Source organism: Flavobacterium sp. 1 (assembly GCF_002797935.1).
In the GTDB taxonomy this organism is placed as follows: Bacteria; Bacteroidota; Bacteroidia; order Flavobacteriales; family Flavobacteriaceae; genus Flavobacterium.
In genome coordinates this window covers 2,797,447-2,823,829 of the sequence record NZ_PGER01000001.1, presented here as the reverse complement: position 1 = coordinate 2,823,829, position 26,383 = coordinate 2,797,447, and the positions used below count along the sequence as shown (strand labels likewise).

27 protein-coding genes are annotated in these 26,383 nt (G+C 34.4%); 17 read left to right on the top strand and 10 right to left on the bottom strand.

The features are described from left to right. The first annotated feature begins 7 nt into the window (after positions 1 to 7). From CLU83_RS11350 to CLU83_RS11315, 8 genes are all read left to right on the top strand, one after another. The gene (locus CLU83_RS11350) at positions 8 to 940 is read left to right on the top strand and encodes an ABC transporter ATP-binding protein (protein WP_100431718.1); all 933 of its coding nucleotides are present in this window, start codon (positions 8 to 10) and stop codon (positions 938 to 940) included. 60 nt (positions 941 to 1,000) lie between these two features. Further along, on the top strand, positions 1,001 to 2,317 hold the full coding sequence (locus tag CLU83_RS11345) for an ABC transporter permease (RefSeq protein WP_100431717.1): 1,317 nt from the start codon (positions 1,001 to 1,003) through the stop codon (positions 2,315 to 2,317). Between the two features lie 147 nt (positions 2,318 to 2,464). Further along, entirely contained in the window at positions 2,465 to 3,628 is a 1,164-nt protein-coding gene (locus tag CLU83_RS11340; protein WP_100431716.1) for a sigma-54 dependent transcriptional regulator, read from the top strand. A gap of 94 nt (positions 3,629 to 3,722) precedes the next feature. Continuing rightward, positions 3,723 to 4,442 carry a DEAD/DEAH box helicase gene (locus tag CLU83_RS11335; protein WP_100431715.1) on the top strand — a complete coding sequence of 240 codons (720 nt, stop codon included), beginning with the start codon at positions 3,723 to 3,725 and terminating at the stop codon, positions 4,440 to 4,442. Between the two features lie 83 nt (positions 4,443 to 4,525). After that, positions 4,526 to 5,044 (top strand): GNAT family N-acetyltransferase, encoded by a 519-nt coding sequence (locus CLU83_RS11330; protein WP_100431714.1) that lies wholly within the window; start codon positions 4,526 to 4,528, stop codon positions 5,042 to 5,044. Between the two features lie 169 nt (positions 5,045 to 5,213). Beyond that, positions 5,214 to 5,432, top strand: coding sequence for a putative signal transducing protein (locus tag CLU83_RS11325; RefSeq protein ID WP_100431713.1), 219 nt, complete (start codon positions 5,214 to 5,216; stop codon positions 5,430 to 5,432). An 85-nt stretch (positions 5,433 to 5,517) separates the two neighbouring features. Beyond that, positions 5,518 to 6,330 (top strand): Cof-type HAD-IIB family hydrolase, encoded by an 813-nt coding sequence (locus CLU83_RS11320; protein WP_100431712.1) that lies wholly within the window; start codon positions 5,518 to 5,520, stop codon positions 6,328 to 6,330. After that, positions 6,330 to 6,536: a GNAT family N-acetyltransferase gene (locus tag CLU83_RS11315; RefSeq protein ID WP_100431711.1), complete on the top strand. Its 207-nt coding sequence runs from the start codon at positions 6,330 to 6,332 to the stop codon at positions 6,534 to 6,536. Before CLU83_RS11320 ends, CLU83_RS11315 begins: the two co-directional genes overlap by 1 nt. A gap of 74 nt (positions 6,537 to 6,610) precedes the next feature. Here the strand turns inward: CLU83_RS11315 and CLU83_RS11310 are convergent, their stop codons facing one another. Further along, on the bottom strand, positions 6,611 to 7,132 hold the full coding sequence (locus CLU83_RS11310) for a hypothetical protein (protein WP_100431710.1): 522 nt from the start codon (positions 7,130 to 7,132) through the stop codon (positions 6,611 to 6,613). A gap of 503 nt (positions 7,133 to 7,635) precedes the next feature. Here CLU83_RS11310 and mtaB point away from each other — a divergent pair. Further along, positions 7,636 to 8,964, top strand: coding sequence for a tRNA (N(6)-L-threonylcarbamoyladenosine(37)-C(2))-methylthiotransferase MtaB (gene mtaB, locus CLU83_RS11305; protein WP_100431709.1), 1,329 nt, complete (start codon positions 7,636 to 7,638; stop codon positions 8,962 to 8,964). Positions 8,965 to 9,067: 103 nt separating this feature from the next. Here the strand turns inward: mtaB and CLU83_RS11300 are convergent, their stop codons facing one another. Both CLU83_RS11300 and CLU83_RS11295 read right to left on the bottom strand, forming a co-directional pair. Further along, positions 9,068 to 9,784, bottom strand: a complete 717-nt coding sequence (locus CLU83_RS11300) for a 3-ketoacyl-ACP reductase (protein WP_100431708.1) — start codon at positions 9,782 to 9,784, stop codon at positions 9,068 to 9,070. A 12-nt stretch (positions 9,785 to 9,796) separates the two neighbouring features. Next, a complete protein-coding gene (locus CLU83_RS11295) occupies positions 9,797 to 10,633 on the bottom strand; it encodes a hypothetical protein (protein ID WP_100431707.1) in 837 nt (278 codons plus the stop codon). Positions 10,634 to 11,025: 392 nt separating this feature from the next. Between CLU83_RS11295 and CLU83_RS11290 the strand changes: the two genes are divergently transcribed. Beyond that, entirely contained in the window at positions 11,026 to 12,480 is a 1,455-nt protein-coding gene (locus CLU83_RS11290; RefSeq protein ID WP_100431706.1) for a hypothetical protein, read from the top strand. A 79-nt stretch (positions 12,481 to 12,559) separates the two neighbouring features. Beyond that, positions 12,560 to 14,323, top strand: a complete 1,764-nt coding sequence (locus tag CLU83_RS11285) for a cytochrome-c peroxidase (protein ID WP_100431705.1) — start codon at positions 12,560 to 12,562, stop codon at positions 14,321 to 14,323. An 84-nt stretch (positions 14,324 to 14,407) separates the two neighbouring features. Here the strand turns inward: CLU83_RS11285 and CLU83_RS11280 are convergent, their stop codons facing one another. Further along, entirely contained in the window at positions 14,408 to 14,959 is a 552-nt protein-coding gene (locus CLU83_RS11280) for a hypothetical protein (RefSeq protein WP_100431704.1), read from the bottom strand. A gap of 214 nt (positions 14,960 to 15,173) precedes the next feature. Here CLU83_RS11280 and CLU83_RS11275 point away from each other — a divergent pair, with 214 nt between their 5' ends. The 3 genes from CLU83_RS11275 (at position 15,174) to CLU83_RS11265 (ending at position 17,831) form a co-directional block, all read left to right on the top strand. Then, on the top strand, positions 15,174 to 16,556 hold the full coding sequence (locus tag CLU83_RS11275; RefSeq protein ID WP_100431703.1) for an MATE family efflux transporter: 1,383 nt from the start codon (positions 15,174 to 15,176) through the stop codon (positions 16,554 to 16,556). A gap of 69 nt (positions 16,557 to 16,625) precedes the next feature. Beyond that, positions 16,626 to 17,534, top strand: a complete 909-nt coding sequence (locus tag CLU83_RS11270) for a prohibitin family protein (RefSeq protein ID WP_100431702.1) — start codon at positions 16,626 to 16,628, stop codon at positions 17,532 to 17,534. Positions 17,535 to 17,603: 69 nt separating this feature from the next. Beyond that, a complete protein-coding gene (locus CLU83_RS11265; protein WP_100431701.1) occupies positions 17,604 to 17,831 on the top strand; it encodes a hypothetical protein in 228 nt (75 codons plus the stop codon). On the opposite strand, the gene CLU83_RS11260 is transcribed toward CLU83_RS11265, so the two are convergent. The 3 genes from CLU83_RS11260 to CLU83_RS11250 are packed head-to-tail and all read right to left on the bottom strand — an operon-like array spanning position 17,832 to position 20,792. Further along, entirely contained in the window at positions 17,832 to 19,466 is a 1,635-nt protein-coding gene (locus tag CLU83_RS11260; RefSeq protein WP_232727070.1) for a glycosyltransferase family 39 protein, read from the bottom strand. It lies immediately after the preceding gene. Next, positions 19,447 to 20,079, bottom strand: a complete 633-nt coding sequence (locus CLU83_RS11255) for a lipid-A-disaccharide synthase N-terminal domain-containing protein (RefSeq protein ID WP_100431700.1) — start codon at positions 20,077 to 20,079, stop codon at positions 19,447 to 19,449. Before CLU83_RS11255 ends, CLU83_RS11260 begins: the two co-directional genes overlap by 20 nt. Beyond that, positions 20,079 to 20,792, bottom strand: a complete 714-nt coding sequence (locus CLU83_RS11250) for a glycosyltransferase family 2 protein (RefSeq protein ID WP_100431699.1) — start codon at positions 20,790 to 20,792, stop codon at positions 20,079 to 20,081. The genes CLU83_RS11255 and CLU83_RS11250 overlap by 1 nt, the downstream gene beginning before the upstream one ends. A 131-nt stretch (positions 20,793 to 20,923) precedes the next feature. On the opposite strand from CLU83_RS11250, the gene CLU83_RS11245 reads away from it, so the two are divergent. Together CLU83_RS11245 and CLU83_RS11240 are read left to right on the top strand one after the other, a co-directional pair. After that, on the top strand, positions 20,924 to 21,865 hold the full coding sequence (locus tag CLU83_RS11245; protein WP_100431698.1) for an NAD(P)-dependent oxidoreductase: 942 nt from the start codon (positions 20,924 to 20,926) through the stop codon (positions 21,863 to 21,865). 217 nt (positions 21,866 to 22,082) lie between these two features. Beyond that, a complete protein-coding gene (locus tag CLU83_RS11240) occupies positions 22,083 to 22,877 on the top strand; it encodes a hypothetical protein (protein ID WP_100431697.1) in 795 nt (264 codons plus the stop codon). Between the two features lie 56 nt (positions 22,878 to 22,933). Here CLU83_RS11240 and meaB read toward each other — a convergent pair whose 3' ends face one another. The 3 genes from meaB to CLU83_RS11225 form a co-directional block, all read right to left on the bottom strand. Next, a complete protein-coding gene (gene meaB / locus CLU83_RS11235; RefSeq protein ID WP_232727069.1) occupies positions 22,934 to 24,022 on the bottom strand; it encodes a methylmalonyl Co-A mutase-associated GTPase MeaB in 1,089 nt (362 codons plus the stop codon). A 150-nt stretch (positions 24,023 to 24,172) separates the two neighbouring features. Further along, on the bottom strand, positions 24,173 to 24,814 hold the full coding sequence (locus CLU83_RS11230; RefSeq protein ID WP_100431695.1) for an NAD(P)-dependent oxidoreductase: 642 nt from the start codon (positions 24,812 to 24,814) through the stop codon (positions 24,173 to 24,175). 57 nt (positions 24,815 to 24,871) lie between these two features. Next, entirely contained in the window at positions 24,872 to 25,279 is a 408-nt protein-coding gene (locus CLU83_RS11225) for an Rrf2 family transcriptional regulator (protein WP_100431694.1), read from the bottom strand. 127 nt (positions 25,280 to 25,406) lie between these two features. Between CLU83_RS11225 and CLU83_RS11220 the strand changes: the two genes are divergently transcribed. Continuing rightward, complete coding sequence (locus CLU83_RS11220) at positions 25,407 to 26,321, top strand: AEC family transporter (protein WP_100431693.1); 915 nt, start codon at positions 25,407 to 25,409, stop codon at positions 26,319 to 26,321. The last annotated feature ends 62 nt before the right edge of the window (positions 26,322 to 26,383 follow it).

The window sequence follows — 26,383 nt, the reverse complement described above, 5'->3', positions numbered from 1 at the left end:
AAGTAGCATGAGTAACATACTTGAAGTAAGTAAAGTAGTAAAGCAATATGGTGATTATGTAGCGCTTAACGAGATATCATTAACAGTACCCAAAGGAAGCATATATGGGCTTCTTGGCCCAAATGGAGCAGGGAAAACTTCCTTAATTCGAATTATCAATCAGATAACAATGCCAGATAGTGGTGAAGTTATCCTTGATGGAGAAAAATTGCAGCCCAAACACATACAATACATCGGATATCTTCCCGAAGAAAGAGGATTGTACAGCACTATGAAAGTAGGGGAGCAATGTCTGTATTTGGCTCAAATGAAAGGGTTGTCCAAAGCCGAGGCCAAAAAACAGCTCGAATATTGGTTTGATCGCCTAGGAATTCAAGGCTGGTGGAACAAGAAAATTCAGGAATTATCTAAAGGTATGGCGCAAAAAATCCAGTTTGTGGTCTGCGTTTTGCATAAGCCTAAATTATTGATTTTTGATGAGCCTTTTTCTGGATTTGATCCAGTAAATGCCAATGTGATCAAGGATGAAATTTTAGCCTTAAAAGAGGATGGCGCAACTATTATTTTTTCGACTCACAGAATGGAAAGCGTAGAGGAATTGTGCGATCATATTGCATTGATTCATAAATCAAATAAGCTGATAGAAGGTAAATTAATTGATGTAAAAAGACAATTCAAGACAAACAGTTTTGAAGTAGGGATATTGTCAGACAATGTTGAAGGGCTAATGTTTGACATTACTCAGAAATTTAAAGTTGGTCAGGCTAATTTCAAATCTTTAAACGATGAAATAAAATTAGAGATTCAACTTGGAAATGCTTCACCAAATGAATTACTGCATGCTTTGACACAGCGTGGTCAGGTGACCCATTTTGTCGAAAAAATTCCTAGTGTAAATGATATTTTCATCCAAACAGTAACAGAAAACAAGAATCAATAGGGAATTCTAAATTCCAAAGTATTGTCTTTTGGAATTTTTAGAATTTGTAATTTACGAAATATGAGTATTATATCATTAATCATAAAAAGAGAGTTTGTAGCCAAGGTTCGTAATAAGTCATTTATTGTGATGACTTTTTTAAGTCCGCTGCTATTTGCTGCCATTACTGGGTTTATTGTGTATTTAAGTTCCATGAAGCCAGATACTAAGCTTATTGCTATTCATGATGAATCGGGTTTGTTTGTTAATGAGTTCATGGCTTTAAATAATGAGAACAGTGATTACAGATACTTGGATTATTCAGGAATCGATCTTCAGATTTTAAAAGACAGTATTACCAGAGAAAACTACGAAGCATTGCTGTATATTCCTAAAACGGTTTCTAATAAAGAGTTAGAAACAAAAATTCAGCTGGTTTCCAATGAAAGCCCGAGTATTAGTTTTATCGAAAAAACACAAGGAATTATTGCTGATAAATTAACTAAGAATAATCTGGAATTGGCACATTTAGATACTTTGGCAATTAAAAAAGCTAAAGCGGAAGTGGTTTTTAAATTGTCTAAATCTTCTGGTGAAGAAAGTCTCAGAGGTCTGAATGAAATAAAAATCGGAATAGGCGGCGCTTTTGGCTACCTCATTATGATGTTTATTATTATTTATGGCAATATGGTAATGCGAAGCGTGATCGAAGAGAAAACCAACCGTATTGTTGAGATTATTATTTCTTCAGTTAAACCTTTCCAGCTGATGATGGGAAAAATAATAGGAACTTCATTGGCAGGATTGCTGCAGTTTTTAATTTGGACTGTAATAGGTTTGACTTTAATGTTTGCCGCTTCAGCATTTTTTGGGGTTAATATTGGTCCAACGGCTAGGGTTTCTCCTGAAATGATGCACGCAGCACAACAGGAATTATCGGGTACTGCCCAAATGTATATTAAAGAAATATGGAATCTTCCAATCGCGAGTATCTTGATTGGTTTTGTTGTATATTTTATTGGAGGGTATTTTTTATACAGTTCTTTTTATGCCGCTATTGGAGCCGCTGTTGATAATCAGACAGATTCACAGCAGTTTCTTCTGCCAATTATCATGCCGTTGATGCTGAGTGTTTATATTGGTTTTTTTACAGTAATAAATAACCCGCATGGAACTGTCGCTGTAGTTTTCTCTATGATTCCTTTAACCTCTCCGATAGTGATGCTAATGCGTATTCCTTTTGGTGTGCCATGGTGGCAAATTGCAATTTCCGTATCTTTGTTATTCGGTACATTTTTTGGAGTTGTTTGGTTCGCAGCCAAAATTTATCGTGTGGGAATTTTGATGTATGGCAAAAAACCAAGTTGGAGAGAGTTATATAAATGGCTTAAATATTAAGAGAAAGCTACTAAGCAGCTGAGAAACTATGATGTTAAGTTTTTTAGTTTTAAAAGTGCTTTAGGAAAATCTTAGAATCGCAGAAACGTTAAGAAAATAGCTTAGAATCTTAGTAACTTAGATTCTCAGAAACTTTAAGAAAAAAGAATGAGTAAAATACTAATTATTGAAGACGAAGAAGCGATTAGGAGAGTATTGGCTAAAATACTTCGCGAGGAAAACGAATCTTATGAAGTTGATGTAGCTGAAGATGGTGTTATAGGATTTGAAAAAATTAAAGAGAACGACTATGATTTGGTTTTATGCGATATAAAAATGCCAAAAATGGATGGCGTAGAATTACTAGAAGCTGTGAAAAAAATTGATACCGAAATTCCTATTGTAATGATTTCCGGTCATGGCGATATGGAAACTGCGATTAATACGATGCGTCTTGGAGCTTTTGATTATATCTCAAAACCGCCCGATTTAAATCGGTTACTGAATACGGTTCGAAATGCTTTAGACAGAAAAAAACTCACAGTAGAGAATAAAATCCTAAAGAAAAAAGTTAGTAAAAAATACGAAATAATAGGTGATTGTGAACCTATCAATCTAGTGAAAATAATGATTGATAAAGTAGCTCCCACCGATGCTAGAGTTTTGATTACGGGTCCAAATGGAACGGGAAAAGAGTTAGTTGCTCATCAATTGCATGACAAAAGTGAACGTTCCAGTGCTCCAATGGTTGAAGTGAATTGTGCAGCAATACCAAGTGAATTGATAGAAAGCGAATTGTTTGGTCATGTAAAAGGTGCTTTTACATCGGCAGTGAAAGACCGTGCTGGAAAATTTGAAGCTGCTAATAAAGGAACTATTTTCTTAGACGAAATTGGCGATATGAGTTTATCGGCGCAAGCCAAAGTTTTGAGAGCTTTACAGGAAGGTATTATTACAAGAGTAGGTGCAGACAATGATATTAAAGTAGATGTTCGCGTGATCGCCGCTACCAATAAAGATTTAAAAAAAGAAATCGCCGAAGGCCGTTTTAGAGAGGATTTATACCATCGTTTAGCCGTTATTTTGATTAAAGTTCCTTCTTTGAATGACAGAAGAAGTGATATTCCTGCGCTGATAGGGCATTTTACGATAAAAATAGCTAATGAGCATGGGAATGCCGTTAAGCATTTTTCGGAACAGGCAGTCAGTCTGCTGCAGGAATACGATTGGACAGGAAATATTAGAGAATTACGCAATGTGGTCGAGCGCCTGATTATTCTTGGAGGAAATGAAATTTCCGAGAGTGATGTAAAGGCTTTTGCAAGCAAATAAAAGAAATTTAATGATTTATAAATGGTATGATTTAAAGATTTGACAACTGTTAATCTTTTAATTATTTAATTTTTAAATCTTTCAATATTAAAAAATGAAACTAAAAAAAATAAATCAAGTATTGCAGGAAGCCTTAATTGATAGCGGGTTGACAGAAGCTAATGAAATGCAAAAAGAAACTTTTTCGACTATAAAAAGTGGAGCAGATGCAATTATTGTTTCTCCAAAAGGTTCGGGAAAATCTACGACTATCGTGATGAATGTTATTCAGCAATTGGTTTGTGAAGGAGAAGAATCGCCTCGTGCCTTAATCATTGTTGAAGACAAAGCTAAGGTTCTTGAAATGGAAGAACTTTTCGAGAAGTTTGGAAAATTCACCAATTTGAGAGTGTATGGCGTTCACGATAAAGGTGATATGGAATATGATAAAAATTATATTTCTACAGGTATTGATGTTCTGATCGGGACTCCAAATAAATTAAGCGATATGTTTACCACAGCGGGATATAATGTAAACCGATTAAGAATGTTTATTCTTGATGATGCCGACCCGATTTTGAAACTGCGCCATGAAACAAAAATCATGCGAATCTCAAATAGTATTGCCAAAACGCAACGTATTATTTTTACTGACCAATTGACTGAGCGAATTGAAATTTTAGCTGATAAGATGTTATTGGAACCTTATGTTTTTGATTTTGATGAAGAATATGACGAGGACGAGGAGGATTTTGATGAAGAAGAATCAGTAAATCAAGAGGTTGATGATTTTGAAGAAGAGGATGAGGAAATTGAAGATGATGAAGAAGAATAGTTTTTCAAAATAAGAAAGTATTAATTAGCTAGAAAAGAGAATTCGAAGTCAGCAACGGCTTTTAAATAAGAATATTTTAAAAAATGGCAAATATTAAAATCAGAAAAGTAACGCTAAACGATATTGACCAACTGCAGAAAATTGGCAGAAAAACTTTTCAAGAAACATTTTCAGAATCAAATTCCGAAGAGAATATGAAAAGCTATTTAGAAGGAGGTTTTTCTAACGAAAAGCTCACTGCGGAACTTAATGACGTAAACTCCGAATTTTATTTTGCTACAGCTGATAATGAAGTAATAGGATATTTAAAACTCAATTTTGGAGACTCACAAACCGAATTAAAGGATAACAAATCTCTTGAAATTGAGCGAATCTATGTTTCAAAAAAATTTTATGGAAAAAGTGTTGGACAATTGCTTTATGACCGAGCAATTCAAACAGCAAAAGAGAAAAACTCCGAATATGTTTGGCTTGGTGTTTGGGAAGAAAATCCTAGAGCAATAAGCTTTTATAAGAAGAATGGTTTCGTTGAGTTTGATAAACACATTTTTAAGTTAGGAGATGATGAACAGACAGATATAATGATGAAACTCAAATTGTAGTTAGTTAAATTTAACTTTTTTAGGTGTAATTTAATATTAGTTTTGTTAAAGTATAAATTCGGGCAAACCCTTTTTAAATCTCTTGAAGAGTGGGAACGATAAACAGGATTTAATTCGCTTTTTAGTTTGAAGATTTGATATAGTAATAATTTTAAAAAAATAAAACATCATGGGATTAATGAAAGTATTTTCGGGAAGTGAAATTTTGGCATTGGCTTTGCAGGAAAAAATAGAGGCCGCAGGAGTGGAAACTACAGTTAAAAATAATATTCAATCGGCTAGAATGTCAGGTTTTCCAAATTCGGACTCCGCTGTTGAGGTGTTTATTCAAGAAACTGATTTTGCAAAAGCAAATCCGGTTATCGAAGAATTTAGGTTAAGTATCTAGTTAAATTAAATTGATTTTAATTTTTTTGAAAAACCTTGAAACTTATTTTAGTGTCAGGGTTTTTTTATAACATAATAATTTTATAATGAAAGGAGTACAATACAAAATGATTGTTTTGGATATGGATGACACGTTACTAACAGACGATCACATCATATCTGAAGAGAATAAAGAAATGATTTTTAAAGCCCAAGAAATGGGAATTTATGTGGTTTTGGCTTCAGGGAGGCCAACTTCGGCGATGACGGCTTATGCCAAAGAATTGAAAATGGATTACTATAATTCGTATATGATTTCTTTTAATGGTTCGACGATTACAGATTTAAAAGAAGATAAAGTGCTTTTTGAGCACGCCTTAACCAAAGAGCAGATTCATTCCCTGTATGATTTTAGCCAGCAGAATAATACTCATATTATTACTTATTTGGGCGAACAAATTATCAGTGAAAGGCATTCGGAATATATTGATATTGAAAGTACTATTACAGGTTTAGAGCTTTTAATTGTTCCAAGTTTTAAAGATGCGGTAACAACTTCGGCTGTAAAATGTTTATTACTGGAAGAGCCAAGCTATCTCAAAAGTGTGGAAGCCGTATTGAAAGATGCGATGCCGGATCTGAGCGTTTGCATGTCGAAACCGTTTTTTCTGGAAGCGGCACCAAACGGAATTGACAAAGCAGCTGCTATTCAGGTTTTGGCCGAAAAACTCAACATTCATCAAAGTGAAATCATTGCCGTTGGAAATGCAGGAAATGATTTAACAATGATACAATATGCAGGATTGGGCGTTTGGGTTGATAATGTTGATGCTGAATTAAGAGAATTTGGTGATGTTATTGTGGCTTCCAATAATGACCATGGTGTTGCCGAGGTTATTAAGCGATATGTTTTGAATTAATGAAGTCCTGTATTGAGACTGAAAGATTGCTTTTAAGGGAAATGATTCTTTCCGATGATGAAGGTATGTTCGAATTGGATTCTAATTCTGAGGCACATCGTTTTTTAGGAAATAGGCCTGTAACGAATATTGATGAAAGCAGGCTGATGATCCAAAATTTAAGAAAGCAATATGCTGAATCCAAATTTGTAATTTTTGCAAAATAAAAAATCCGTCCCATTTATAACAATGAGACGGATTTTTTTATGATTTGCACTACATATACGGTTTTTTTTGGGTGTTATTTTTTCGCAACCGAAATAAAATAATTATTTCCGTCACCCATTGTCAGTTTTACTCTTTCGTCACAAACATCGATTACGAATTTGTCATTGTTGTAACAAGTACAGGTTGTTTTTTTGTCTTTTGACATTTCATTATCACATTTTCCTGTTTTATAACCTGCTAATTGCGGCGTGTAAAAAGATACTAAATCAGTAGATGCAGTAACTAGTGAAATTATGCTGGCCGAATTGTCATTAGCAATTCTGTAAACGATTCTGTCTGTATAGTTAATGTTGTCAACCGAAACTTTTCTGATATAAGTGTACGCAGTTGAAGCAGTTTCTACTGATTTTTCTTCAAATTTAAAACCAAGGCTTCTAATGTCAAGGTTGAATTTTTCCTGTGAATTATAGCTAGCCCAAGCTGTCAGAGTACTGATTGTTGGAAATGGATTTTTAGTTGCTATTGTTGGTGCATTTTGAGCTTGTGAGCAAAGTGTGATAAATAGTAGGGAGATTGTGAGGCAGAATGATTTCATTTTTTGTTATTATTTATTTTAATTACCTACTCTTTATGGTTTTCGGCGATCCCATTTATTGTTGTGAAAATATAGTTTTGTTTCTAAAGTTAAATTTTGGAGAGATTAAGTAAATGTTCAAAAAATATAATAGTAATGGATTTACCTTTTTTTAAACACAAAAAGTCATATAATATTTTATCCTCTCAGCATTATTTTTGAAATAATTAGATTTTTTACATAACGATACGTACTTTATTTAGATTAATTTAAAGTTTGCACCGTTAGCCTGTTTTTGGAAATGTGAAATTAATATTTAAATGAATAGGAACAAAGCCTTGGAGGAAAAAATAAAGATTTTAAAGTGTAAGTTTTGTAAGTTTAAATAACGAAAAGATAAAATTACATTTAACGGCTCAAAAACAGCTAAATATAAATAATCATCGGCTTTATAGTGTAGATTTTTGTTCGTAAATTTGCGCACTTAAATTTTTTGACAACGATTTCATTAATTTAAGGTAATTATGGAGAATAGAAAAAAAGTGGCTTTTTACACGCTTGGGTGCAAACTGAATTTTTCGGAAACATCAACAATTGCACGTAATTTAGAAGATGAAGGCTTTGACCGAGTTGATTTTGAAGAAGTAGCCGATATGTATGTAATCAACACTTGTTCGGTTACAGAGAATGCAGATAAACAATTCAAGCAAGTGGTGCGCAAGGCGATGAAATTGAATGATAAGGCTTTTGTCGCTGCAGTTGGTTGTTATGCTCAGCTGAAGCCAGAGGAATTGGCTAATGTTGATGGAGTAGATTTGGTTCTTGGAGCTACTGAAAAATTCAAACTTGCCGATTATATCAATGATTTATCGAAAAATGATTTTGGCGAAGTACGTTCCTGCGAAATAGCCGAAGCCGATTTTTATGTTGGCAGTTATTCAATCGGAGACAGAACCAGAGCTTTTCTGAAAGTACAGGACGGCTGTGATTATAAATGTACGTATTGTACCATTCCGCTTGCCCGTGGAATTTCCCGAAGCGACGAACTGGAAAATGTATTGAAAAATGCCTACGAAATTTCGAAGCAAAACATCAAAGAAATTGTTCTTACAGGAGTTAATATTGGGGATTATGGAAAAGGGGAATTCGGGAATAAAAAACATGAACATACTTTTCTGGAATTGGTTCAGGCTTTAGACGAAGTGGAAGGAATCGAAAGACTGCGTATTTCTTCGATTGAACCTAATTTATTGAAGAATGAAACGATAGAATTTGTATCGAAAAGCAGAACTTTTGTACCGCATTTCCATATTCCGCTGCAATCGGGAAGCAATGCTATTTTGAAATTGATGAAACGCCGTTATTTGCGAGAAGTGTATACAGAACGAGTAAATAAAATTCGTGAAGCCATGCCACATGCTTGTATAGGTGTGGATGTGATTGTAGGCTTTCCTGGAGAGACTGATGAACATTTCTTGGAAACCTATCATTTTCTTAACGAAATGGATATTTCCTATCTGCATGTTTTTACGTATTCGGAGCGTGATAATACGGAAGCCACAGCAATGGATGGCGTAGTTCCTGCTAATGTTCGTGCCAAACGAAGCAAAATGCTAAGAGGTTTGTCGGTTAAAAAACGCCGTGCTTTTTATGAAAGCCAATTGGGAAGCAATAGAACGGTACTTTTTGAAAGCGAAAATAAAGAAGGCTACATTCATGGTTTTACTGAGAATTACGTTAAAGTAAAAACACCTTGGAATCCAGAATTGGTAAATACCTTGCACGAAATCAATTTGACAAAAATTGATGAAGATGGAAGCGTTCGAATGGAGTTTTTGAATGTGGAGGTTTGAAAAAGAAACCACATTTTCAGGATGAAAATTGACACGAATTGCGCTAATTTACACGAACAGTTTTGTGTAAATTAGCGCAATTCGTATTTAATAATTTTGAATATTAAGGATTTGTTGACCAGATACTGCTGTTTTTGATAAATACGCGTCGGTTTAATTTTAGCTGGGCAATAATTAATTCAGCAACATCTTCTGATTGCATTACTTTTTCGGGATTACCATCGGTAAGTTTTAATTCTTTTGCCAAGTCGGTAGCAACAGTGCTTGGTGTTAAAGCTGTAACACGAATGTTGTGTTTACGTACTTCCTGCATCAATGAGTCTGTCAGTCCTAGAACAGCAAATTTGGAAGCACTATAAGCACTGGTTAATGCATTACCGTTTAATCCTGCTGTTGAAGAAATATTGATAATGTCACCTGTTTGTCTTTCGATCATGTTGGGTAAAATGGCACGTGTTACATAATAGGTTCCCATTAAATTTACCTGAATGATGCGTTCCCAATCGGCTGGTTCTAATTCTAAAAAATTACCAAAAGCTGCAATTCCGGCGTTATTGATTAAAATGTCAATGGTTTTAAATTCTGTCAAGGCTTTTTCTACGGCAGTGTTTACGGAGTTGATATCGGCAACATCGGCGGTTATGGCTAGAGCTTTCACTCTTAATGAGCGTGCTTTTGCAGCTACATTTTCGATTTCATCTTGTGTTCGAGCCAGTAAAATTACGTTTACGCCTTCTTTTGCTAGTGCAAGGGCTATGGCTTTTCCAATTCCTTTTCCAGCACCAGTAATAAGAGCATTTTTATTTTTTAAGTCGTTCATTGCTTTGTTTTTTTAATGTTTCTTCGCTATTGTCAATTTATAAATAGTGGTTTCTAATACTTCGGTATCTTTATCTTCGCAAAGTAAAAACTCAATCGTATCCGTTTTATTTTGATAAACTGTAATTCCTTCAAATTTTTGAGTGTCACTGATTTTTTTTGTAAAATCGATTTTCATGGTTTTGGCATCAATACAGCCAATGATGCTTCCTAGAATTTCACCGTCGTTATAAGTAGATTTTGTGTCTTCGGCAGTTGCTAGAAAATAAATCTTGCCATCTATCGCAACGGCATCGGTAAAACTGCTCCGTACTCCTTTTATTTTGGGTAATTTATAGTTATTCGAAAGAATATTGAACTCGTTAATTAAGTTTTTACCTTGAATAGTGAACATTGCATTTTTGGCAGATTGTCCGTTTCCTCGGTTGAATAAATACCATTCTTCTCCTGTGTAAATTGCTCCTTCAAGATTAAAATCTTCGGGTTTAATTTCGGCGAAACTTTGCATTACGGAATATAAATCGGTGAGGTCGTTGGTGCTTATTTCTTTTTCTATCGTATTGATTTGAACCATTTTATTTCTTTTTTGGGTTGAACCCGAGCCAAAAATATAGAGATTATCTCCAAAATTAGTAATCGCCTCAAAATCAGGTTTTTCACTTTTTATAATATTTGTTTTGGCATTTTCCATGATTTTATGTTGTTGCAATGTTTGTGAAGAAATCGCGTACTCGTATAGAAATCCGCTGTTGTCGCCAATGATAAATAAGCTGTTGTCTTTGTAGATTAGTCCGGAGGCAGAGCCTATCCCGATGATGTGAAAAAGGATTTCGAGTGTAAATTTTTCCATTAATGCTGTTTTGAAAATGAATGCCCTAGCCCAGATGGAAGTGGAAATCCTTTTGAAAAGAAGGGCTATTTTTTTCTTGTACTGGCAGAGCGACCAACGGAAGCTCCTGCAAGTGCTTAGAAAAAAAAGCAGTTCTTGAAAAAGGTTGTAACGAACAGCTGGATTTAGCTCCTCAAAAATAGTCTTTTTTGTTGGGAAGGGAAACCCGAAATTTTAATTGGTAAAGAAGTGTTATATAAAATCACATTTTATTAGATATTAGGTGAATTAGTACGCAATTGTTGGTTTTTTAGAAGTGATAATTTGTTTTTGTTGAAGTTTTGTTAATGCTAATTTCATCTTTAGTTTAAAATATGGAAGTTTCTTTGCGATGAATTTAAACAAATAACCAAATGAAAAAAATTATTTTACCGATACTTGCAGTAGTGTCATTACTATCATGTAACAATGATAAAAATGAAGAAGAAAATCCAATAAATAGTGTTGTTTTAGCTTCAAACCAATCTGTAACACCTGTTTTATTGAAAAAACAAGCTGGTTTTGAGAAACTGGAATTGTTTTCACTTATTAGTTCAGATGATGTTTTGGCAGGAAGCCCAAATTATGTTTTTGGTGGTTCTGCAGACGGTTCTGGATTATTGAAAAATGATGATGGAACTTTTACATTTTTAGTTAACCAAGAGGATAATTTTTCGGTATCAAGAATCACTTTGGATAAAACATTCAAACCAGTAAAAGGTGAATATTTATTGAATTCAAAAGGGGGAACTTGGAGGTTATGTGGTGCTACGATGGCTACACCGGCTGAACACGGTTTTGGGCCAACTTACTTAACATGTGGTGAATCTGGCGAAGAGTCTCAAACGCATGCATTAAATCCTTATGGAGATGTGGGGACGGCAAACGTATCTAAAGCGATTAAAAGTTTCGGGCGTTTAAGTGCCGAAAATGCTTTGCCTTTAAGAAAAACTGCATTTGCAGGTAAAACTGTTGTAGTTATTGGTGATGATGATTCGGGAACTTATGGTGGGCAAGTGTTTATGTATGTTGCCAATACTGTTGGAGATCTTACAAACGGTTCATTGTATATGATGAAAAGAACTGATGGTAACCAAAGGGAAAAAGATATGGTTACGGGGAAGGATTATCCGGTCTCTTTTATAAAAATTGAGAATCATACCGATTTGACAGGTGCTCAAATCAATGCTGCAGTTAATACGCTTTCTGCAATTAAATTTGGAAGAGTTGAAGATTTAGATTACAGAAAAGGCGGTGGTGATGCCGATCGTGAAATTTATTTTAATGTTACCGGTCAAGATATCACTACAACTAATGCGGATGCTTCTAGAACTAAATACGGAAGGGTTTATAAGTTGAATTTAGATGTAGCAAATCCTTTAGCTGGAACTTTACAGGTGTTGCTTGACGGAGACGACCGTACTGGAATTGCAGGAAAATTTCAAAATCCGGATAACATTTGTGTGACTGAAAATTATGTATATGTTGAAGAAGATGCCAATGGATATGGTGATGAAACTCATGATGCATACATATATCAGTACAATATTGCTACGAAAAAACTAAGTGTAGTAGTAGAATTGGATCATCGCCGCACTGCATCTGATGCTGCAAAATACAATGTTGGCGGAACCTCAAAATTTGGTTCTTGGGAATACGGTGCTTTGATTGACGTGTCTGAGCAATTGGGAATTGATGATACTTTTTTGTTAAGTGTACAGCCTCATACTTGGACAGGTGAGAAGTATACAAATATTGACGGTGGTGGTGGCAGGCCTAAAGAAAATCAAGCGAGCCAAATTGTTTTGATTAAAGGATTGGCTAGATAGTTTTTTTATTTTTTTTCAGAAGTCCACGGTTTTATTTTTTGAAACCGTGGTTTCTGTTTTTTACATTTTAATCATTTATATGAAAAATATTGTTTTCCTTTTGATTTCTTTTTTACTATTTTCTTGTTCTGATTCTAAAACCAAAGCGGAACAGATTAACGATTTGTATAAGTCGGATTTGGTTGTTTTACAAGGAGAAGTTATTCAATTACAGCATTTGGCAGAAAGTGATGCTGCGTCAAAAGAACTTCAAATTCAGTTTTTAAAAGTGCATCAAAGTTATAAAAGAGTAGAGTCTATTTGTGAGTACTATTTTCCGACAGTTTCTAAGGCAATAAATGGACCGGCTCTGGATGAGTATGAGGTCGATGAAGGGATCACTGTTCCGCCTGTAGGACTTCAGGTTATTGAGGAGTATCTTTTTCCAAAGTTTGATTCGATTGAAAAAAAAGATTTATTAGAGGAAATTGGAATCCTAAATGCTAATTTGTATCGTTTAGAAATGATTTCAAAAACAAATGAGTTAACAGATTCTTCTGTTTTTGACGCTATTCGTCTGCAGGTTTTTAGAATCATTACATTAGGAATCACTGGATATGATTCGCCAATTGCCCAAAACTCTTTGCCGGAAGCAATAACTTCATTGGAAACTATTGAAAGACAGCTAACTGTTTATGAGGAAAATCCACAAAACTCTGTGGCTCTGAAAAGACTAAAAGAAGGAAAAGAGTATTTGAATAAAAATTTAAATTTTAATGAATTTGACCGAGCTTATTTTATCAAAAAATATTTGAATCCTTTGAGTAAAGCGATTTATCAGATGCAATTGGATTTAAAAATTCCTTTTTTTAAAGAAAGCCGGGGATTGAAAGTGACAGCTCAGACCTTATTTGATAAAAATGCTTTTGATGCTGAAGCCTTCTCTGGATTTCCAGATTATGTGACGACAAAAGAAAAAATTGAATTGGGCAAAATGCTGTTTAATGACCCCGTTTTGTCGGGTGATAATTCCCGTTCTTGTGCCTCTTGCCATCATGCGGACAAAGCTTTTACAGATGGTTTGGAGAAAGCAGTTTCTCTGGATGGAACAATGATGGTGAAAAGGAATACGCCTACACTTTCCAATATCGCTTTTCAGCGTAGTTTTTTTTATGATTCGAGAGTAAGTTATCTCGAAGATCAAGCGGTTGCCGTAATTACAAATGAGAATGAAATGCACGGGTCTTTAGAGAAATCTGTTTCGGATTTAAAAAAGAGCAAAAAATATACTGCCGATTTTAAAAAAGCATTTCCAAATAAAGAAATTACCGCTTTTGCGATTAAAAATGTTTTAGCATCCTACATTCGATCTCTGAGTAATTATGACTCCAGATTTGATGGTTTTATGCGAGAGGAAGAAAAATTTAATATTGATGAAATAGCCGGTTTTAATTTATTTGCAGGCAAAGCCAAATGTGCCACCTGTCATTTTATTCCTTTAACAAACGGAACAGTTCCTCCCAATTTTGACCGATCGGAAAGTGAAGTTCTTGGTGTTCCCGGAAGAAACAAAAAGCTGGATATTGATTTTGGAAAATATGATCTGACACATGCTGAAGTAAATCGTTATTCTTTTAAAACACCAACAATTCGAAACATTGCTTTAACAGCTCCTTATATGCACAATGGTGTTTTTAAAACTTTAGAAGAAGTTGTAGATTTTTATGATCTTGGAGGTGGACAAGGTTTAGGTTTTAACTTGACTAATCAAACTTTGCCGATCGATAAGCTAAATTTAACCCCTTTAGAGAAAAAACAGCTAATAGCTTTTATGAAGACTTTGACAGATAAAAATCTGTATTAAAAAAAGTGTCAACACTGAAATAATTTTAAACAAAAAAAATGCCCTGAATTTCCAGGGCATTTTTTTGTAAGATTCTAAATGTTTTTACAAATCAAAACCATAAGCAACGCGAACGCCTACTTGGCCAACGCCTTTACCTAAGCTTCCATTATTATTCCATCTTGGTAAGTCATTATAATGCTCATAGCGCAAAGAAATGTCGATATATTTTGTGGCATAACCAATACTTGGTGCCAAAAGCAACGAAGTATTGTGATAATGAGGATCGGTTACAAAAGCAACACCGCCTTCGCCCATTATATAAAACTGATCATTCCAAATAAAAGCTTTAAAACCCAGTTTTGCTGGAACAAACCCAAGATCATCTCCATCAGCTTCACTCACAAACAAACGGCTGTATCCAGTTGTTAAAGTTAGTGAGTATCTTTTGGATAAATCATATTGTAATCTGGCATCTGCACCTAATGCTAGTTTGTATGGATCGTGTACGGCATATCCGCCGGTGATACCGATTCCCAAACGAAACCCTTGGTCATAATTTTGAGAGCTTGATGATTCTTGTGCAGTGGAATAATTAGCGAATAGTATTGTGATTGCTGCTACCATAACGATTTTGATTCTTTCTGTAACTTTCATGATTTTAATTTTTAGTTTGTAATAAAATATAATTAGGCACCCATGTAAAGGATGTTTGACAAAAGTATAGCTGATAACCTCCTTGTGGATTATAGAATTATTTGGAATTCTTACATAATTTAAAGATGATGTGCGGTTAAGTTTTTTATAATTGAAATAATATTAATAGAATCAGGTTTGTTCTAATTACCTTTGCCGACTCAATAAATTTAAAATGAAGATTGAACAGTACACTAAAGAATTTGCGTATAATATTAAATTGGCTTACCCCGTAATTTTAGGGATGCTGGGACATACTCTGATAGGGATTGTGGATAATTATATGATTGGGAATTTGGGTTCTACTGAGTTAGCAGCCGTTTCCTTGGGTAATAGTTTTATATTTTTGGCTATGGCTGTCGGGATCGGATTTTCTACAGCGATTACCCCTTTGGTGGCCGAAGCTGATGCTGAGAAAAATGATAAAAAAATCAGAACTACATTCCATCATGGCTTGTTGTTATGCACTGTTCTGGGAGTTTCGCTGTTTATGCTGACAGTACTGTCCAAGCAGCTGATGTATTTTATGGATCAGCCGGAGGCGGTGGTATTATTGGCTGCTCCTTACATTGATTGGGTTGCATTTTCTTTGATTCCAGTTGTGATGTATCAGGGCTATAAGCAGTTTGCTGATGGATTGTCTTTTACTAAATACTCGATGTATTCTATTATTCTGACTAATGTTGTGCATGTGATTTTTAATTATGTACTGATTTACGGGTTTTGGATTTTTCCGAAACTGGGAGTGACAGGAGCCGCTTTGGGGACAGTGATCTCCAGAATTTTTATGGTAGCTTTTATGCATTATCTGATGATGCACAATCCAGTTATGAAGAAGTATTTTAAAAATTTTACGTTCAAAGAAATTAAACAATCCATAATCAAAAAAATCGTTGATCTTGGAGTTCCTTCGGCTATGCAGATGCTGTTTGAGGTGACTTTGTTTACAGCAGCAATATGGCTTTCAGGATCTTTGGGCAAAAACAGTCAGGCGGCCAATCAGATTGCGCTTATACTGGCTTCATCAACGTTTATGGTAGCTATGGGTTTGAGCGTTACCGCGATGATTCGGGTAGGGCATTCTAGAGGGATGGCCGATTATAAAAATTTAATTGTCGTAGCGAGATCGATTTTTTTATTAGCAGTAATTACCGAAGCCGTTTTTGCATTAATCTTTGTAGTTTTTCATAATCTGCTGCCACATTTGTTTTTAAATATGCATGATTCTGCACAAGTTTTAGACAATAGAGAAATCATTATGATTACTTCAAAATTATTGTTGATTGCTGCAATTTTTCAAATTTCGGATGGAATACAGGTAGTTGTTTTGGGCGCTTTGAGAGGTCTGCAGGATGTAAAAGTTCCAATGTACATTACATTTGTGGCATACTGGGTGGTAGGTTTTCCTATTTCTTTTTATTTAGGGAAATATACTGACTTGAAAGCGGTTGGAGTATGGATTGGTCTTTTGGCTGGTCTGACTGCCGCCGCTGTGTTCTTATATATTAGATTTGCCTATTTGACAAAAAAGTTGATTTTGGAAAATTCAGGAGAATAAGTGTTTGTAAGAATGTAACTTATAATTGGTTTTAACGTATAATCACCGTACCAATTAAAAAACTATAAAATGATACTATTTATTATTCTTGGAGTAATTTTACTGATTCTTGGATTTATATTGAACAATAAGGCTAATCCGATTTCTAAATTTACTGGTTTATTTAGAATTTTTGGGTTTATTCTAATTGTTTTAGGATTGTTCTCTTCTATGTTCAAGCAAATTGATGCAGGAAAAGTCGGAGTGAAATCACTTTATGGAAGTGTAGATTCAGGAGTGTTAGAAAGCGGTCTGCATATTATAAACCCTCTTTTGGATATTACAGAATTTGATATTCAAACTCAAAATTACACCATGTCTGCGGTTCACGGCGAAGGTGCTCAGGAAGGAGACGATGCCATTCGTGTTTTGTCCAATGACGGATTGGAAGTGGTTATTGATTTGACTGTTTTGTATCGTGTTGTTCCTGGTGATGCTCCAAAGATTTTTAAGAATATAGGGGTGGATTATACCGATAAAATTGTGAGACCAATCACTAGGACCAGAATAAGGGACAACGCTGTTTTTTATGATGCTGTGGCTTTGTATTCGACTAAAAGAAATGAATTTCAGGGACGAATTTTTAAGAGCATAGAAACTGATTTTAAAACCAGAGGCTTGGTATTGGAACAATTGTTGATTCGAAATATTGATCTTCCGATTTCGGTGAAAAAATCGATAGAAAGTAAAATTAATGCCGAGCAGGATGCCCAAAAAATGACATTCGTGCTTCAAAAAGAAAAACAGGAAGCCGAACGCAAACGAGTAGAAGCACAGGGTATTGCCGATTATCAAAGAATTATTTCTCTAGGATTGACGGATAAGCAACTGCAATATGAACAGATTAAAGCACAAAAAGAACTAGCAGCTTCACCAAATTCCAAAATTATTTTTATGAATGGAAAAGGAAGTGCCCCAGTTATTTTGTCGGATAAATAATTTTTTTGGTTAAACGGTTATTTGTTTAACCGTTTACCGAATAAACAATAAACGATTAAACTTTAAAACATGGAATTACCAAAATTTTTACTAGGCGACAATACCGATTTTCCAGATGATATTTTTATCATTCACTTGGATTACCCAAGATTTATTATCAATCTGAAAGACGATGAAGTAGAATTCATGGAAGAAGCGGAAGATCTTGATGAAGCCGAGTTGAATGCCGAAATGGAAGGGCTTATTGTTCTTGCCAATGAGTTTTATGATAGGGAAATAATCCGCTACGAAGAATAATTATTTCTTCGTAACGATATAGTATATTCTTGTCAATCGGTCGTTATGTTTCTTTGAACCTTTTGGAACATGATTCAAATCTATATAAGAAGACTCTTTTAAATTATAACTGCTAAATTCTTTTTTTGCAGTAACGCTGTCAGTTTTAAAAGCCAATAAACCAAATTTATCCTCAACAGGTAAGTTTAGTTTTTTGGTTTTTTCATTTAACAGTATAGGCATGCTAAATCCATAATCCCAAATTATTTCGGGAGTAAATGCATTCAGCTCATAGGTTTTAATTCCCAGATTTTTTTCATTGTCCCTAATTGCTTTAGCACTGGCATAATCTGGATTTTTTAAAATAAGTTTGGTAAATGGAATACCAAAGGCAACCACTGCCACTTGTACAGCTATTACGCCATAAAATACTTTTGTGAAATTTTTGTTTTTTAGATAGGTAAACAATAAACAGCCTATTGTAAATAATGAAAGAGTTAATCCAATCAGCCAAAATTCATAACCTGCAAAATCATTTTTTACTTTGATGAAAATCACAACTGGAATAGCGAAGCAGATAAGGGTGATAAGTCCAAAAGCAAAATAAACAATTCCTTTTTCTTTTTTTGCACTGATGTTTTTGAAATGATTTACTAAGTATTCAATATAGAACCCAGTGTTTAAAGCCATAGGAATTAAGACAGGCAATAAATATCTTGATTTTTTTTCGGGTACAATTGAAAGTAATACTACTGAGGCTAATGTCCATATCAGCGTAAACTGATAGGTTTTCAAATTGCTGACTCTGTTTTTTAAATACGGATAAATTAAAGCTATAAAAGCTGGAACTGTCCAAATACCGCTTTGGGTAAAAAAGCTCCAGTAATAATAAAAATGCCTGGTGTTGTAGTTTCCCCATCGGCTGCTTTCAAGTTTGGTGACTTTTAAATAGGTTGCAGGATCAGCCCATTTTACATATAAAGGCCAGGACAAACCAATAATTATGCCTATCAGAAGAATGAGTGTGAGGTATATTTTTTTGTCTTTTAATTGAAATTTATAAGTAAATCCATAAGCAATTAAAAACGGTATTAACAGCGCATATACTGAAATTGGTCCTTTGCTTAAAAAGGAGAGACCAAAAAATAACCCAGCCATTACAGAATTAAAAAGAGGCTTTTTAGAATCATTCAGCAAATTCCATAAAAACAATATGCAGATTATCATAAAACTATGAGTGTACATATCCCATTGATTGTCTCTTCCTGCAAAATAGATGTAAAAAGAGGTGACTAATATAAGCCCGTTGTGGAAACTTTGTTTTTGGGATAAACCCATTTTTTCAGAAAGTTTAAAAGTGCCAAAAACAAGCAGCAATGTAATTAAAACAACAGGCAAACGCATGCCGTAAATACTGTCAAAGCCAAAAAACATTCCTGAAACGGCAGTTAGCCAAGTTGGTAACGGCGGTTTTTCATAACGGGGCAAATCATTTAAAGTCGTTAGTATCCAGTGATTATGAGTTGCCATTTCTCTGGCCGTTATAAAGTTACGGGACTCCATGATGTTGGTTTCAATAACATCCAAATGGGGAAAAAGCATCAAAGAGGCTACTATGAAAAGCCAAAAAGTGTAATTATGAATTAATTTTGCCATCCTTTTTTATGATTATTATATTTCTTGAATAAATGACTAAACCTATGGCATGACCTGCTAATAATACAGGGTCTTTACGGATTATTGCATAAATAAAAATAATAAGCGATCCTGTCAGACTGATAATCCAAAAGCCCAACGGCAGGACAGAGTCTTTTTTCTTTTCAGAATAAAGCCATTGATAAATAAATCGTAATGTAAATAATACTTGACCTGTAATGCCTGTCCAAAGCAGCCATTTTGGCATGGATTCGTTTTTAAACAAGAAATCTACATCAATCACGTTGTTATTATAACCATATCCAACAATAAAAAAAGGAAAAAGAAGTACAAACCATCTTAAAAGTATATGTAATTTTTTCCAATCGTTTTGAAGCTGAATGTTACGAATGTAAATATAATACGTAATAGTTTGGCCTAACATAATCGAGAAATCATGTCTTAAATAGCCGTATACAAATAGCAAAAAAGAAGCAAATAAGCTGATTTCCCAAAACAAAACTGGAGTTAGGATTTTTTTGTTTTTTTCAGAAATAATCCACTGCAGTATCATTCTGCTCGAAAACAAAATTTGGGCAATGAATCCTATCGAATAAATGATAATTTTATTCATTACCCTTGTTTTGCTACACTGTAATTAATATATTTTTTCTTCATCCACAAATAGGCAAAACAATCTTGAAGCGGTCCTAATAAACGATTCCATAGATTGAATTTGGATACACCGGCTATTCTTTGAAAATGCCTTACTGGAGTTTGTTTGACTTTTCCGTTTTGAAGCAAAATCATAGCCGGTAAAAAGCGGTGCAGACCATTAAACATTGGGATTCTTTTAGCCATATCTGTACGGATAATTTTCAAGGGACAGCCAGTATCGTCCATACCGTCATTGGTAAAAGCTCTTCGAATGCCATTGGCAATTTTTGAAGACATATTTTTTGTAAAAGAATCTTTTCGGTTCGATCTTACTCCGGTAACCAAGTCAAAATCCTCTGCATATTTCATTAGTATATTAAAATCTTCGGGAGCAGTCTGCAAATCGGCATCTATGTAGCCAACCCAAGGAGTATCTGTATAATCAAAACCAGCTTTTATGGCCGCGCTTAGACCTGCGTTTTTTTCAAAAGAAATAAAGGTAAACTCTTCATTGTCTTCACAGATTTTTTCAATAAGCGATTGGCTGTTGTCTTTGGAACCGTCGTTGACAAATAGAATTTTTGTCTTTTTTTTAGCGATGCTCAAGAACTGTTTCATTTCTTGATGTACACGATTCAGGTTGTCTTGTTCGTTATAAACTGGTATAATGATTGTTAATTCAAAACTCATAACTGATGGAATTTTTACAAAAGTATTTTATTTTAAGAAGAGCTAGATTAAATTTTTATTAAAATTCAAGCTATTAGGTAAAGATAATAATGTTTATTCTTACTTTTATATGATATGTAAAATTTTTATTTATGAAAATATTAGTTACAGGTGCAGCAGGATACATTGGTTCACATGTTGCTGAAAGGCTGAAATCACTTGGAAATGATGTGGTCGGTTTGGATAATTTTTCAGATTATTACGATGTATCTTTAAAAGACTTAAATGCAAAAGCTTTGGAGGTAAAAGGGATCGTGATTGAGAAAATAGATTTGCGGTTTATTGAACAGCTTCAAGCATTACCAACAGATTTTAATTATATTTTTCATTTTGCCGCGCAGCCTGGGATTTCTGCAATTTCCAGTTTTGAAGATTACTTAGGAAACAATGTTGTTGGAACCAAAAATTTACTTGATTTTGCTTTAAAAAATAAAAATTTAAATCTTTTTGTAAATATAGCTACTTCCTCAATTTATGGCATGAATGCGACTTTTGATGAATCAGTTCCTCCAACTCCCGTTTCTCATTATGGTGTGACTAAATTGGCAGCGGAGCAATTGGTTTTAGAAAGCAGCAGACTTGGGCAATTAAAAGCTTGTTCTTTGAGATTGTATTCTGTTTATGGACCAAGAGAAAGACCCGAGAAGTTATATACCAAGCTAATAGCAAATGCATTACATGATGTTTCTTTTCCTTTGTTTAAGGGCAGTGAAAATCATTTACGGAGTTTTACGTATGTCCAGGATATTGTGGATGGTGTGGTAAGCGTCATTGGTAAGGAAGATATAATTAACAATGAAATTATCAATTTGGGGACAGAAGAAGAAAATACAACGCAGCATGGTATTGAAATTGTTGAGCAAATTTTAAATAAAAAAATTGACCTGCAAATTGTGGAGGCTAGGAGCGGCGATCAGTTAAGAACTAAAGCAGTGATTGATAAAGCCAGAAAGTTATTGGGATACCATCCAAAAACCAGTTTGCACGAAGGTTTGAAAGAACAAGTGCAATGGTATCAGGATAATTTTTTATAGTAACTTGTTTTGTATATAAACTGCAAAAGTTGGATAAACAGCTTTTGCAGTTTTTTTATTTTAAGATGCTAGACATTAAAGCAACTGTCTGATGAAATAGTTGTAACTTTAATATCTTAATTTTCAGTTTTTTGTAATAATGTTGATTTTAAAAGTAAAAGAGGGTAACAAAAATTAGACTTTGTTTATCTATAATAAATCTTTAAAGTGAAGCGATATGAAAAATCTTAAAACAACTTTTTTTGCAGCAGCAATGGTATTGTTTTGTTTGGCAAATGTAAAAGGACAAGAAACCAAAATAGTAAAGGAAAAAATTAATAAATCCAGTTCCGGTTTGGAAAGCACTTTAGGTGATTCTGCTCAAAAAAGTAATATAAATGGTATAAACAGTAACGGAATGCCAAATAGAATTTCGATGAATGTTACTGTCGCAAAGCAGACACAGGGAGCCACTTTTGGTGAAAAAGTAAATTCTGGAAAAATAAATGTGATATTAGCTGAAGGCGGATGTATTGTTTTATTCCCTTCCAATGAAGGCTATAGAGTCAATACAACGGATAAGAGTATTAAGGAATTGAACAGTAATGAATGCGTTGCTTTTGGAGAAAAAGTAAATCAAGGTTTACATGCGGCTGGTGGCGCTTTGGCACAAGGGGCATCTTTATTGGGTGGTGCTTTGCCTGGCGGATCGATTATTTCAGCAGCAGTTTCGAGTGTGGGTAATTTAGCTGGCGGCGGCAGTGGAGCCGCAGCAGCTTCGTATGCCACTACCGGACGAACTGTAAATTCAGATTCAGAAAAAAAAGTTTTGAAAATTAATGATAACGAAAATAATGCAGTATTAGATTTACTTGATGGCGAATATCAATTAACATTTGTGATAGCCGAAAAAACAAATTTGGGTTTAAAAGACACATTAAAAACTCAAGTCCGCATTGGTTTTACTATTGAGAAAGGGCTACTGAAAACAAAACATGATACGGCTAAAAATTCAGTAGGCAACATTCGTTAAATGAAAATGTATTCGATTGAGAAAAGTTTGTTATTAAATATATTACATAGAGAGAATTAAAATTTAAAATATTTTTTTAATAATAATTGAGCGGCTGCAAAAGGTGAAATTTCATCGGTTGAAACCGCTTTCTTAGTTGAAGTTAAGAGTTTTTGAATTTCAGGATGATTGTAAAAATTGTCTTTTAATTGTTCATTAATAGTTTCCATCATCCAAAACAGGTTTTGTTCCTTGCGCTTTTCTTCGAAATAATGATTTGAATTGACTAGTTCAAGATAATCCAGGATAGTTTGCCAAACGGCTCCAATGCCTTCGTGAGTAAGTGCGCTGCAGGTAGCGACAGTAGGAATCCATCCTGATTTTTTTGGGTGAAATAGATGTAATGCCCTGTTGAATTCGACTTTTGCCAATTGCGCTTTTTTTATATTATCTCCATCGGCTTTATTGATAACCACTGCATCTGCCATTTCCATAATGCCTCGTTTTATGCCTTGAAGCTCATCGCCGGCACCGGCAATTTTTAGCAGTAAAAAGAAATCGGCCATGCTGTGAACGGCAGTTTCGCTTTGCCCCACGCCTACGGTTTCAATTAATATGATGTCAAAACCGCATGCTTCGCACAGTGTTATGGTTTCCCGTGTTTTTCGGGCAACTCCTCCCAAAGTTTCTCCAGATGCAGAGGGTCGGATGAATGCATTTTTATCTTTCACTAATTCTTCCATTCGGGTTTTGTCTCCGAGTATACTTCCGTGCGAAATGGTACTGCTTGGATCTACAGCAAGAACAGCAACTTTCTTACCTAAACTAGTTAGATGTTTGCCAAAAGCTTCGATAAAAGTGCTTTTGCCAACACCAGGAACACCTGTGATTCCTATTCGAACTGATTTGTTGGCATGTGGCAAGCAGCCGTTGATAACTTCAGTTGCCTTTTCCAGATGAGCAGGGTTAGTGCTTTCAATTAATGTGATTGCACGGCTGAGAGCCGTTATGTTTTCTTTCAAAATGCCGTCAATTAATTCTTTTGCAGAAGGCTGTTTTTTTCTGGATTCCTTAATTTGGCGTATAGCATTTGAGCTGATTGTTTCTTGAGAAGAAACACCGGCTTTTTCGTTCAAAGCGCTTGGGTTATTTTTTTTGTTAGGCAAAATGCTTTTCTTTTTGAAAAGTAAAAGTAGTGAAAACAAAAACAGTTTCAAAAACGCAATTGTTTTGAAACTGTTTTTATTTATCCTCATCCCATCCCTCAACAAAGGAGAGGGAAATTGAATTGGATTATTTTATATTTCTAAACGGGATTAATATGCCGCTGTAAAACGAACTTGATGATGTTTGGGAGTTTCTACTTCATCGGCAATAACAACTGCTAAATCTTCTACCGAAAGTATGCTTCGCTGTTCATCGTTAAAAACCGGATTCTCTAAGCCTAAACGATACTTACCTGTTCGTCCTGTAGTAATTCCTTGGTGCATTTCGAAAGCGGGGCTGAAAAATGCCCAATCTAAATCTTTTTCTTGTTTAATAATGTTCAAATAATCTCTTGCTGCTGTAGCGGCAACATAATATTCTTTTGGGAAGTCTGGAGTGTCAACAGCTTGTAAATTTGGCGCAACAAATAAACTTCCGCCACCACCAATGGTAATGAACCGTTTCACTCCTGATTTTTTTACTGCTTCTTGGATTGATTTTGAACCTTTGATAAAATCATCGTAAATGTTTGGGTTTGTCCAGCCTGAGTTGTATGCATTAACAACCACATCATGACCTTTTAAGATTTCTGCCAAAGAATCTGTATTAAAAATGTCTACGGCAATCCATTTAGCTTCTGGAGTGTCTTTTGGAGTTCTTGCTATGGCAGTCAGTTCATGGTTTCTGTCTGCTAATTCATTTAAAATTGCTGAACCTACAAATCCTGTGGCTCCGATAATTGCGATTTTCATAATTATATGTATTTAAAAGTAATAAAAAATGTTACAGTTTTGGTTAAAAAAATAGAATTAAAATTTATTTGAAAAATCTTTCAATGTAATGTCGCTCAATTGCATGCTGATCGTCTGATTAATGTCTTCATATAAATTCTCTAAATTTTTATTGATTTGTTTGCCTACTGGGCAATCTGGATTTGGTTCGTTCTTTGAAAAACCTAATGTTACCGTATCAAAAGTCATTTTGAATATGACATCCAAAGTTATGTTTGAAGCGGATTTCAGTAAACGGGTTCCTCCATTTTTGCCTTCTTTGCTTTCTACAATATTATTTTTTTTCAGGTTTGCTATTTCTTTTCTGACCAAAACCGGATGCAGATTCATGCTTACTGCAATAAAATCCGATGATAGATATTCATCTGGAAATTTAGACAGCAATGTTAGAATGTGAACTGTTATGGCAAATTTACCTGAAATCATACTGTAATAAAATATATTACAAATATATGAATTAAATTCACTTGTTCGGCTTTTTTTATTAATAATTTCAAAGCTTACATTTATTAAAATAGATTATTAATGGTATTTTTGCATTCAATTCTGCTTTATGTACAACATAATTTTAATCTTCGTTTGTTTATTGCTTGGCATTCTTTTGCAAAAAGTAAAACGTTTACCGGCCAATACATACAAGCGGTTGAATTATATTGTTATTTATTTTTGTCTTCCTTCTTTAGCCTTATTTTACATTCCAAAAATTGAGTTGGATACAAAATTATTGTACCCGATTGCTGTAACTTGGATCAGTTTTACTGTTTCTTGGTTGTTTTTTAGTTTACTAGGCAAGAAGTACGGATGGTCTAGAAAACTCACAGGGTGTTTGATTATGACTGCTGGTTTCAGTAATACTTCTTTTTTAGGATTTCCTATTATTCAGGCTTTGTATGGTGAAGAGGGATTGAAAATGGCTATTTTGGTTGACCAGCCGGGAACATTTGTCGTGCTTTCAACTTTAGGTGTTTTTGTTGCCACTTTATATTCTAAAGGAAGTTCTAATGGAGTGCAAATAGTGAAGAAAATAATCTTTTTTCCGCCGTTTATCGCTTTTCTTTTGGCTTGTTTTATGAACCTGTTTCATTTTGATTTTCATCAATACATTCAGTATGGTCTGCAAAAGATAGGAAGTGTGATGACTCCGCTGGCAATGCTTTCGGTAGGTTTGCAATTGCGTTTTGACAGAAGAAGCAAGCACTTTAAATTTTTAGGTTTGGGACTTTTTTATAAATTAATATTGACTCCTGCGATAATTTATTTATTGTATGTTGTGGTTTTGGATCAGCATTCTAAAATGATTCAAGTGTCCCTTATGGAAGCGGCAATGGCGCCTATGATTTCGTCCAGTATTATTGCTGCTTCTTATGGTTTAAAGCCTAGATTGTGCAGTATGATGATTGGTTTTGGAATTCCTCTTTCTTTTATTACTTTGCTATTTTGGTATTTTGCAGCAAATTCCATTTTATAAAATAACCAACAGATAATATAAATTAGGCAGATGAAAGCAGAATTTTGATTTTCTATACCATC

What these genes read in the sequence shown, in the direction of transcription:
- CLU83_RS11240 (WP_100431697.1), top strand. Translation starts at nt 22,083, where the DNA reads ATGAAAAATCTTAAAACAACTTTTTTTGCAGCAGCAATGGTATTGTTT.
- CLU83_RS11220 (WP_100431693.1), top strand. Translation starts at nt 25,407, where the DNA reads ATGTACAACATAATTTTAATCTTCGTTTGTTTATTGCTTGGCATTCTT.
- CLU83_RS11345 (WP_100431717.1), top strand. Translation starts at nt 1,001, where the DNA reads ATGAGTATTATATCATTAATCATAAAAAGAGAGTTTGTAGCCAAGGTT.
- CLU83_RS11260 (WP_232727070.1), bottom strand. Translation starts at nt 19,466, where the DNA reads ATGGCAAAATTAATTCATAATTACACTTTTTGGCTTTTCATAGTAGCC.
- CLU83_RS11295 (WP_100431707.1), bottom strand. Translation starts at nt 10,633, where the DNA reads ATGGAAAAATTTACACTCGAAATCCTTTTTCACATCATCGGGATAGGC.
- CLU83_RS11275 (WP_100431703.1), top strand. Translation starts at nt 15,174, where the DNA reads ATGAAGATTGAACAGTACACTAAAGAATTTGCGTATAATATTAAATTG.
- CLU83_RS11285 (WP_100431705.1), top strand. Translation starts at nt 12,560, where the DNA reads ATGAAAAATATTGTTTTCCTTTTGATTTCTTTTTTACTATTTTCTTGT.
- CLU83_RS11350 (WP_100431718.1), top strand. Translation starts at nt 8, where the DNA reads ATGAGTAACATACTTGAAGTAAGTAAAGTAGTAAAGCAATATGGTGAT.
- CLU83_RS11330 (WP_100431714.1), top strand. Translation starts at nt 4,526, where the DNA reads ATGGCAAATATTAAAATCAGAAAAGTAACGCTAAACGATATTGACCAA.
- mtaB (WP_100431709.1), top strand. Translation starts at nt 7,636, where the DNA reads ATGGAGAATAGAAAAAAAGTGGCTTTTTACACGCTTGGGTGCAAACTG.
- CLU83_RS11310 (WP_100431710.1), bottom strand. Translation starts at nt 7,132, where the DNA reads ATGAAATCATTCTGCCTCACAATCTCCCTACTATTTATCACACTTTGC.
- CLU83_RS11265 (WP_100431701.1), top strand. Translation starts at nt 17,604, where the DNA reads ATGGAATTACCAAAATTTTTACTAGGCGACAATACCGATTTTCCAGAT.
- CLU83_RS11280 (WP_100431704.1), bottom strand. Translation starts at nt 14,959, where the DNA reads ATGAAAGTTACAGAAAGAATCAAAATCGTTATGGTAGCAGCAATCACA.
- CLU83_RS11270 (WP_100431702.1), top strand. Translation starts at nt 16,626, where the DNA reads ATGATACTATTTATTATTCTTGGAGTAATTTTACTGATTCTTGGATTT.
- CLU83_RS11245 (WP_100431698.1), top strand. Translation starts at nt 20,924, where the DNA reads ATGAAAATATTAGTTACAGGTGCAGCAGGATACATTGGTTCACATGTT.
- CLU83_RS11315 (WP_100431711.1), top strand. Translation starts at nt 6,330, where the DNA reads ATGAAGTCCTGTATTGAGACTGAAAGATTGCTTTTAAGGGAAATGATT.
- CLU83_RS11250 (WP_100431699.1), bottom strand. Translation starts at nt 20,792, where the DNA reads ATGAGTTTTGAATTAACAATCATTATACCAGTTTATAACGAACAAGAC.
- CLU83_RS11300 (WP_100431708.1), bottom strand. Translation starts at nt 9,784, where the DNA reads ATGAACGACTTAAAAAATAAAAATGCTCTTATTACTGGTGCTGGAAAA.
- CLU83_RS11290 (WP_100431706.1), top strand. Translation starts at nt 11,026, where the DNA reads ATGAAAAAAATTATTTTACCGATACTTGCAGTAGTGTCATTACTATCA.
- CLU83_RS11230 (WP_100431695.1), bottom strand. Translation starts at nt 24,814, where the DNA reads ATGAAAATCGCAATTATCGGAGCCACAGGATTTGTAGGTTCAGCAATT.
- CLU83_RS11225 (WP_100431694.1), bottom strand. Translation starts at nt 25,279, where the DNA reads ATGATTTCAGGTAAATTTGCCATAACAGTTCACATTCTAACATTGCTG.
- CLU83_RS11320 (WP_100431712.1), top strand. Translation starts at nt 5,518, where the DNA reads ATGAAAGGAGTACAATACAAAATGATTGTTTTGGATATGGATGACACG.
- CLU83_RS11325 (WP_100431713.1), top strand. Translation starts at nt 5,214, where the DNA reads ATGGGATTAATGAAAGTATTTTCGGGAAGTGAAATTTTGGCATTGGCT.
- CLU83_RS11335 (WP_100431715.1), top strand. Translation starts at nt 3,723, where the DNA reads ATGAAACTAAAAAAAATAAATCAAGTATTGCAGGAAGCCTTAATTGAT.
- CLU83_RS11340 (WP_100431716.1), top strand. Translation starts at nt 2,465, where the DNA reads ATGAGTAAAATACTAATTATTGAAGACGAAGAAGCGATTAGGAGAGTA.
- CLU83_RS11255 (WP_100431700.1), bottom strand. Translation starts at nt 20,079, where the DNA reads ATGAATAAAATTATCATTTATTCGATAGGATTCATTGCCCAAATTTTG.